The sequence below is a fragment of the Streptomyces sp. NPDC004752 genome, assembly GCF_053601275.1.
Map to the genome: position 1 here is coordinate 20,452 of NZ_JBSGBN010000134.1, position 7,344 is coordinate 27,795.

The following is a 7,344-nucleotide window of genomic DNA, read 5'->3' on the forward strand; positions in this document are numbered from 1 at the left end:
GTGAATCGATCGACCCGCAATAGGCTGGAATGTCCAGCCGGTGACGGAGAATCTCATGAATCCAGTTTTGAAAAGGTCTCGGCGACCCTTCGGAGTATGTAGCAGCGCGCTGCTCATCCTTGGGGGAGTTCTCATCGCAATCCCCACCCCCACGGCGTACGCCGACGGGCAGCAGCCGCTCCCGCCCCTGACCTGTACGCCTATGAGCGGCCCCAGTTACGACCTGGGCGGACCGGGAAAGATCAAGCAGGTCAGTACGGTCGGCGACACCTGGGCAGGTCACCCCGTCACCCAAAGTCTTCTGACCTCCGGGAAGGTCCAGTACGTCGCATACTATGACGAGGATCGCCGGATGACCGTCGGAAAGCGCACCCTGCCCCGCGGTGACTGGCACTACAAGAAACTCGATTCGAAACTCGGATGGGACTCGCACAACTACGTCACGCTAGCCGTCGATGCAAAGGGAAATCTCCATGTGTCCGGAAACATGCACGTGGTGCCCATGGAGTTCTACTCCACAACAAATCCCGGTGATATCTCGACCCTGCGTCGGGTACCCACTCTCGTCGACTCGAGTCTTGAGCAAAAGGTCACATATCCCAGCTTTATCAAGGGACCGAACGGCGAGCTGATCTTCAGCTTCCGTAATGGGTCGAGCGGCCGGGGCGACACGATCTTCTACAAGCTCGACTCTTCCACAGGGAAATGGAGCAAACTTCTCGACACCCCGCTCTTCGCTGGCGGCGATACAGCTAGCGCGTACTACGAGGGGCCGCAGCTCGGTCCGGACGGCTACTTCCACATCGCCTACGTCTGGCGGATGGGGTCTACGGACGCCAGCACCAATAGCCGACTCTCGTACATGAAGAGCAAGGACCTGGTGCACTGGGAAACGAGCAACGGCAGGCCCCTGCAACTGCCGCTGACCCATGGGAATGGAGAAGTGGTGGACGACATCCCCACGTCTGGGGGCGTTCTGAACAACCAAACGAAGCTCGGATTCGACAACCAGGGGCGAGTGACCATCACGTACTACAAGTACGCCGCCGATGGCTCGACGCAGATGTTCGTTACCCGGCCTGACGGTAAGGGCGGGTGGACGTCCACGCAGGTCAGCAAGTGGGCGGGACGATTCGATATCGGTGGTTCCGGAACGCTGGCCGTTCCGATCACGGTGAAGGGGGTTGTCCCGCTCGGGGACAACGCGCTCCGCCTCGACTACACATGCAATGACGACCACAAGTCGATGATTCTCGACGACTCCCTCAATCCGATCGCCGAGGTGCCCACCCCGCGCTATCCCGCCGGGTTCCTGACTCCGGAGTCCGACTTCCCCGGCATACAGGTTTTTGCTTCTGCTGATCTGGCCGGGCCTCAGAAGAAGGGCAAGTACGTGCTGAGGTGGGAGGCGATGCCTTCGAACAACGACCAGCCGCGCCCCGAATGGCCGACTGCCGGCAAGCTCCGCGTCTACTACATCAAGGCTGACTCGCGGTAGTGACCTGCTGGTGAAGAGCCGAGCTGAGGGGGCCTCCAGACCTCACGCAGGTGACGCGCCCTCAGCTGCAAGCACAAAGCAAACGACGGTAGTACGAGCGATCAGGAGGAACACCATGGCACGTCGAATCGCCATTATGGCCATCATTGGCGCCCTGGGATTAGCGCTACTCGCACCGCCGGCGGCTGGCACGGAAACGGCAAGCACGCCGGCATCCGGAGATGCGACGATCAGCGGAGTAGCCGGCGGCTCAACCATCGTCATCAAGACATCCAGCCAGTTCGCAGGAGCCGTCAGCTATCTGTCCTGGAACGGGAAGCCACCCGACGCACCCAGCACCCCGCCCAGACACTGGCCATCGCCCCGCACTGGCGCACCGGGCCGATCAACCCACCGACCAAAGTCCCCCGAAGCTGGAACCAAGTTCCTTAAGTCACTGGTATTGAGGCTAGCCCGCTGGGGGTGGTATGGCTTGCTCAGGTCAGGCGGTTCGGGGGACTCCGGCGATGGCGTCCAGGCGCAGTGGCCTGCCGGAATTCTGCATCTCGTGCATAGTCGGGCAGATCCACCCTCCCTCGAGGTGCTCGTTCCATGCGTAGATGAGGACGGCATTCGCGGGAACATTCGCCGAGTGGGAATTGGTCCAACTGATCGCGTCCCCGAGGTGATTTGCGATGTCCGTCGGCGTCGCCTGCTGGGTCCACTGGTCCTTGAGGCCCAGGTAATCGTCGGAAGGCTGGACCCCCCACGGCACCGGGTACTCGTACATCGGCCGCGGGTCCCAACCGGTTGACACTGTCGGAATGACCTGCCCGGCCGCACCTGCGTAATCGGACCACAAACTCGTCTCAAGACTGGTGAGTGACGAATACGGTGCCCCGTTGGTCTGTCCCGTCGCATAGCGGCTCACCGCATCGGCCCCAACTGTAGCCTTCACGTCTGCCACGCCCTGCGCGGTCCATCCCATGACCACGATGTAGGGATTGGGCAACCCTGCGCTGGTCGCCTTCGACCGCATTTTGGCGACCTTTTCAGCGGTTGCATTGTTCAAGAAGTAGACGAGCGGGCGACCGTCAAGGACCTTCTGGTAGTTCGACTCGCCGAACCGCGCCACAAGCTCCGTTAGATTCGCGTCGTACTGCGCCATGAAGTTCCCGTCCAGAATGGCGCACCAATTGACCTGGTTCTTCAGTTTGCTGGACAGGTACAACTCTCGAGCCCGCGCCAACGGCTGCTGCGGGTAGTAGTCGAAGGCCCAGTAGTCGATCCCGGCCGCGGCTGCGTACCGGATTTCCTGGTCCATGACCTCCTGACTGGTTCCCTCGCAGTTGACAGACTCGGTCACCACGACGTTGACGTTGTCGACATACAGATCAGAGGTCTGGGTCGGATTGGTCTGGAAGTGCAGCTTGTCGAATGAGGCGGGGGAGCCGAGCAGCGGGACGTGGTGAGCCTTGCGCACCCCGCCGACGAAGATGTCCACCCACGGCGTAGCGCTCTGGGGCGGCGTCGGATCGACGGTGACCTTGATCGAGTACCAGGTGTCGTCTGCGATGGTCTGGAGGACCTGCCATGTGCCGGAGGGCGTGCGGTACGCGAGTTGCTTGCCAGTGGCATCCCGTTGGGTGGCGATGTCGACGACGGTAGTCGATCCGCCTGTGACCAGCGCTCGTGACCAGCCGCCGGCGGCCGTCTCCTTCCAGTCCCACCGCAGGGTGATGGCCCTGTTCTGGGCGGCAAATGCGCGCGCCATCGTCGCCGTCCCCGTGGCGGAGGTGTCGTGCAGATGAACGCTCTTTCCCTCGCGATCGGGCCCTTGCACGACCGTCACGCTGGTGCCGGTGCCCGCCGAAACGGTCCAGCCGGACGGGGCAGCACCCGTCGTCTCCGTGTCGAATCCTTGGTCGAGCAGGACTGGGTTGGGCACAGTGATCTTGGAGAAGAACGGCATCCGGAAGCGGAACTTCTCGGGAGACAGAATGCGGTTGGTGCCCATTCCATGCATGGTCTGCCCGCCCGCGTAGGCATCCCAGCGAATCGCTCCGACCAGCGTTCGCCCGGCACGGGATCGCGGCTTACCGGCCGCTGCGGCTACCGGCACGCCTGAGAGCCCCAGCGCGGCACCACCGGTCACCGCAACTGCTGCCTTGAGCAGATCTCTACGACTCGCGCCGCCACCCGAAGAAGAATCCGACCTGCGAGCAACCATAGCTAACCTCCACGAATCGACTCGGTTTTCACTCTGATCACAGAACGGGCCCACGGCCACGCTGCACGACATCGCGGCGCCCGTTAAGACCGCGGGAATTTCGTGTTACGGACCTTAGTCGCGCGCAATTGTCGTCGCTGGCACGAGGTTGGGAAATTATTGGACGATGTTGACCGATCCGCAATCAGGAAGCCGCAGCCCTGTGAGCTCAATGCGCAAGGGGCGCTCCAGCATTCAGGGTGGTCGGCGCGCGGCATCACGGAGCGCGGTGTGAAGAACGCGGCGTACACCTTCCTGGGCTATCAGGCGCCAGCATCCCGCGGCCCCGTGAATTGAGTTGCACGAACAGTCCGATATCAACCGTGTGATATCCACGAGAAGATGTGGACGGTCGCAGGCCGTTGCACAGTCAGTTGCTGGCCTGTACAGCGCAACATCGGAGCCCGGCGTCAGTACCGGACGAGTTGCTCGATGGAATCAACGATGCGGTTCACGTCCGGCAAGTGGGCTTCTTCCAGGATGCCGGAGTACGGAACCGGTGTGGGGTCGCCGGCCAGCAGCACGGGGGGTGCGTCGAACAGTTCGAAGTGCTGAGTCGTGAGGGTGGAAATCAGTGAGGCGCCCCAGCTGCCGCCGGGCGGGCCCTCCTGGACGACCATCAGCCGCGACGTCTTGCGCAGTGACGTCGTCACCGTCTCGAAGTCGAACGGCACGAGCGTGCGAGGATCGATGATCTCAACGGACACGCCTCGTGCGTACAGAACGCGGGCGGCCTCTTCGGCACGGTGACGCATCTGCTGAGTCGCGACCAGTGTGAGGTCGGTGCCTTCGCGTACGACATCGGCGACGCCGAGGGGGACGAGGAAGGCGTCATCGGGTTCGGCGGGGACCTCGCCCTTGATGGCGAACAGGTTCTTGTGCTCGAAGACCAGCACCGGATCGTCGTCACGGATCGCGGAGCGCAGTAGCCCGTACAGGTCGGGGACCGTGCCGGGCACCACGATCTTCAGGCCGGGCACGTTGAGGAACCAGTTCTCCGCCGCTTGCGAGTGCTGTGGGCCGAAGCCGGAGCCGGCCCCGTTGCACATCCTGACCGTGACGGGCGTTCTGGCCTGTCCGCCTGTGGTGTAGCGGTACTTGGCGAGGGTGTTGACCAGCTGGTCGAAGCAGACTCCCGCGAAGTCGGCGAACATGATCTCGGCGACGGGCCGCAGGCCCATCAGGGAGGCTCCGACGGCGGTGCCGATGATTGCCTGTTCTGAGATCGGTGTGTCGCGAACGCGGTCACCGAAGAGTTCTTTGAGTCCCGTCGTCGTCTTGAAAGCTCCGCCGGCTACTCCGACGTCCTCACCCAGGAAGACCACGGTGGGGTCGTGTTCGAGTTCGTCGGCGAGGGCTCGTGCGATCACCTTGCGGTAGTTCAGCTGCACGAGTTGTGGGGTAGTGAGGGTGTCGGTCATCGGGGCGTCCAGACGTCGTCGAAGCGGGCTTCCGGGGCAGGGTCTTTCCACGACAGGGCTGTTTCGGCGGCCTCTTGTACGGCCGTTGCGGCACGGTCGCGGACGGCGTCGAGTTCGTCCTGGTGTACGCCGAGTGCACGGGCTCGTTCTTCGGCGAGGAGCAGGGGGTCGCGTGCCAGCCACGCGTCCAGTTCGCCCTCGGGACGGTAGACGGCGGGATCGGCCCGGGAGTGGCCCGACTGGCGGTAGGTCATGGCCTCCAGCAGGGTCGGGCCGTATCCGTCGCGGGCCCTTTGCACGGCGGTGCGGGCCGCCTCGCGCACGGCCACTACGTCGTTCCCGTCGATGCGCAGTCCGGGCATGCCGTAGGCGGCGCCGCGCTCGGCGAGGTCGGTGTTGGCCGTCGTGGTGGCGATGGGGGAGTACTCGCCGTAGAGGTTGTTCTCGATGACGAAGATCACCGGGAGCTTCCACACACCTGCGAGGTTGAGCGTCTCGTGGAAGGTGCCGATGTTCACGGCGCCGTCGCCGAAGAAGGAGACGCTGACCGCGCCGGTTCTCAGGAGTTGAGCGGCCCAGGCCGCGCCGGTGTTGATCGGCAGGTGTGCGCCCACGATGGCGAAGGAGCCCAGTGCTCCCACGCTGAAGTCCGTGAGGTGCATGGAGCCGCCCTTGCCGCCGCACAGGCCGTCCGCTTTGCCGAGGATCTCGCCGAAGGCGCGGTCGAGGGGCGCGCCTTGGGCCAGGACGGTGCCGTGTCCGCGGTAGGTGCAGGTAGTGGTGTCACCGGATCGCAGCGCTGCGGTGATGCCGACGGAGACTGCCTCCTGCCCCTGGTAGAGGTGGGTGCTGCCGCGGACGAGCGAGCGGGAGAACCAGTCCTTGACCGTGTCCTCGAAGAAGCGGATCTCGTGCATGCGTCGCAGCAGGCCGAGGAGGTCGGCTTCGCTCACCGTGCTGGGTGGTGCGGTTGTCACGTGGGTACTCCTCACGTCGTGCGGGCTCATGAGCGCGGGGGAGCGCAGCTGGCCGCCGGGTGGAAGACAGCGGGCAGGGTGGTCGTGTCGGGTTCCGCGCCGCCCAGACGGTCGAGCAGGAGCCGTGCCGCGACCGTTCCCATCTCGTACGGGTCGCGGCGGATGGTGGCCAGGGCGGGGGTGAAGAACTGGGCCAGGGGGACGTCGTCGCAGGTGACCAGGGAGAGTTCACGGGGAATGGCGACCTTGCGTCCGGTGAGTTCGCCGATGACGCCCACCAGGATCTGGTTGCCGCCCGCGATCAGGGCGGTCGGCGGTCGGCGGCTGTCCAGAAGTTCCCGAGTGGCGGCCCGGCCGTGTGCTTCGGTGAAGGCGCCGGGCCGCACCTGTGCGACGACACCGGGATACTGCTCGACCGCCTCCTCGAGCGCGTTGATGCGTTCGCGGGTGGGGCGCACGTGGGGCGATCCGGCGATGAGGGTGATGCGTTGATGCCCGAGCTCCACGAGGTGGGCCACAGCCTGGGTGATGCCGGCACGGTGGTCGGAGAACACGGCACTGGCGCCGCTGGAGGCGGGCAGTTCGCGGTCGATGAGGACCGCAGGCGCTTCGATGCGGGCGAGGGCTTCGATGGTCTCGTCGCTGGTCTCGTCGGACAGGGACAGCAGCAGGCCGTCGACGCGCCGTTGCTGGAGCAGTCCGATGTTGGCCGCGTCCAGGGTGGGGTCGTTGACCGAGTTGGTCAGGAGCATCGTGTAGCCCGCCTCGCGCAGCGCGACCTCTGCGCCGAGGGTGATCTGGGCGAGCAGCGGGTTGGAGATGTCTCCCACGACGAATCCGATGGTGCGGGTGGCGCCGCGGCGCAGCATCTGCGCCAGCATGTTCGGCTGGTAGCCGAGTTCCTCGACAGCGGCCATGACCCGATTCCGCATGGCCTCGCTGACGTCCGCGTGCCCGGACAGGACACGGGACACCGAGGACACGGCAACGCCCGCGCGCTCGGCGACCTGGGCCATGCCGGTGCTGTTCGCGGTGGTCGGCGGGGGATTCTTCACTCGGCGTGCGCGGCCCTTGGGCTGAGGAGAGGTGCCGTTGCCGGCTGCTTGGGCGCTCATTAGAGGACCATCCTTTCTGCAGCCCTCACGAGTAGGGTTGTGACCTCTCGGTCCCGGTGGGTGCATGGCCAAGGGTGCGAGCCGT

Annotated in this window: 5 protein-coding genes; 1 reads left to right on the plus strand and 4 read right to left on the minus strand. The window is 64.7% G+C overall.

Annotated features, from left to right (window positions below; translation table 11 throughout):
* The first annotated feature begins 40 nt into the window (after window positions 1–40).
* Window positions 41–1,498, plus strand: a complete 1,458-nt coding sequence (locus tag ACWEKM_RS37695; RefSeq protein WP_451625792.1) for a BNR repeat-containing protein — start codon at window positions 41–43, stop codon at window positions 1,496–1,498.
* Between the two features lie 481 nt (window positions 1,499–1,979).
* Here ACWEKM_RS37695 and ACWEKM_RS37700 read toward each other — a convergent pair whose 3' ends face one another.
* From ACWEKM_RS37700 to ACWEKM_RS37715, 4 genes are all read right to left on the minus strand, one after another.
* Entirely contained in the window at window positions 1,980–3,632 is a 1,653-nt protein-coding gene (locus ACWEKM_RS37700) for a hypothetical protein (protein WP_451625793.1), read from the minus strand.
* 524 nt (window positions 3,633–4,156) lie between these two features.
* Complete coding sequence (locus ACWEKM_RS37705) at window positions 4,157–5,167, minus strand: alpha-ketoacid dehydrogenase subunit beta (RefSeq protein WP_451625794.1); 1,011 nt, start codon at window positions 5,165–5,167, stop codon at window positions 4,157–4,159.
* Window positions 5,164–6,144, minus strand: a complete 981-nt coding sequence (locus ACWEKM_RS37710; RefSeq protein ID WP_451625795.1) for a thiamine pyrophosphate-dependent dehydrogenase E1 component subunit alpha — start codon at window positions 6,142–6,144, stop codon at window positions 5,164–5,166. Before ACWEKM_RS37710 ends, ACWEKM_RS37705 begins: the two co-directional genes overlap by 4 nt.
* 26 nt (window positions 6,145–6,170) lie before the next feature.
* On the minus strand, window positions 6,171–7,259 hold the full coding sequence (locus tag ACWEKM_RS37715) for a LacI family DNA-binding transcriptional regulator (protein ID WP_451625796.1): 1,089 nt from the start codon (window positions 7,257–7,259) through the stop codon (window positions 6,171–6,173).
* Between the last annotated feature and the right edge of the window lie 85 nt (window positions 7,260–7,344).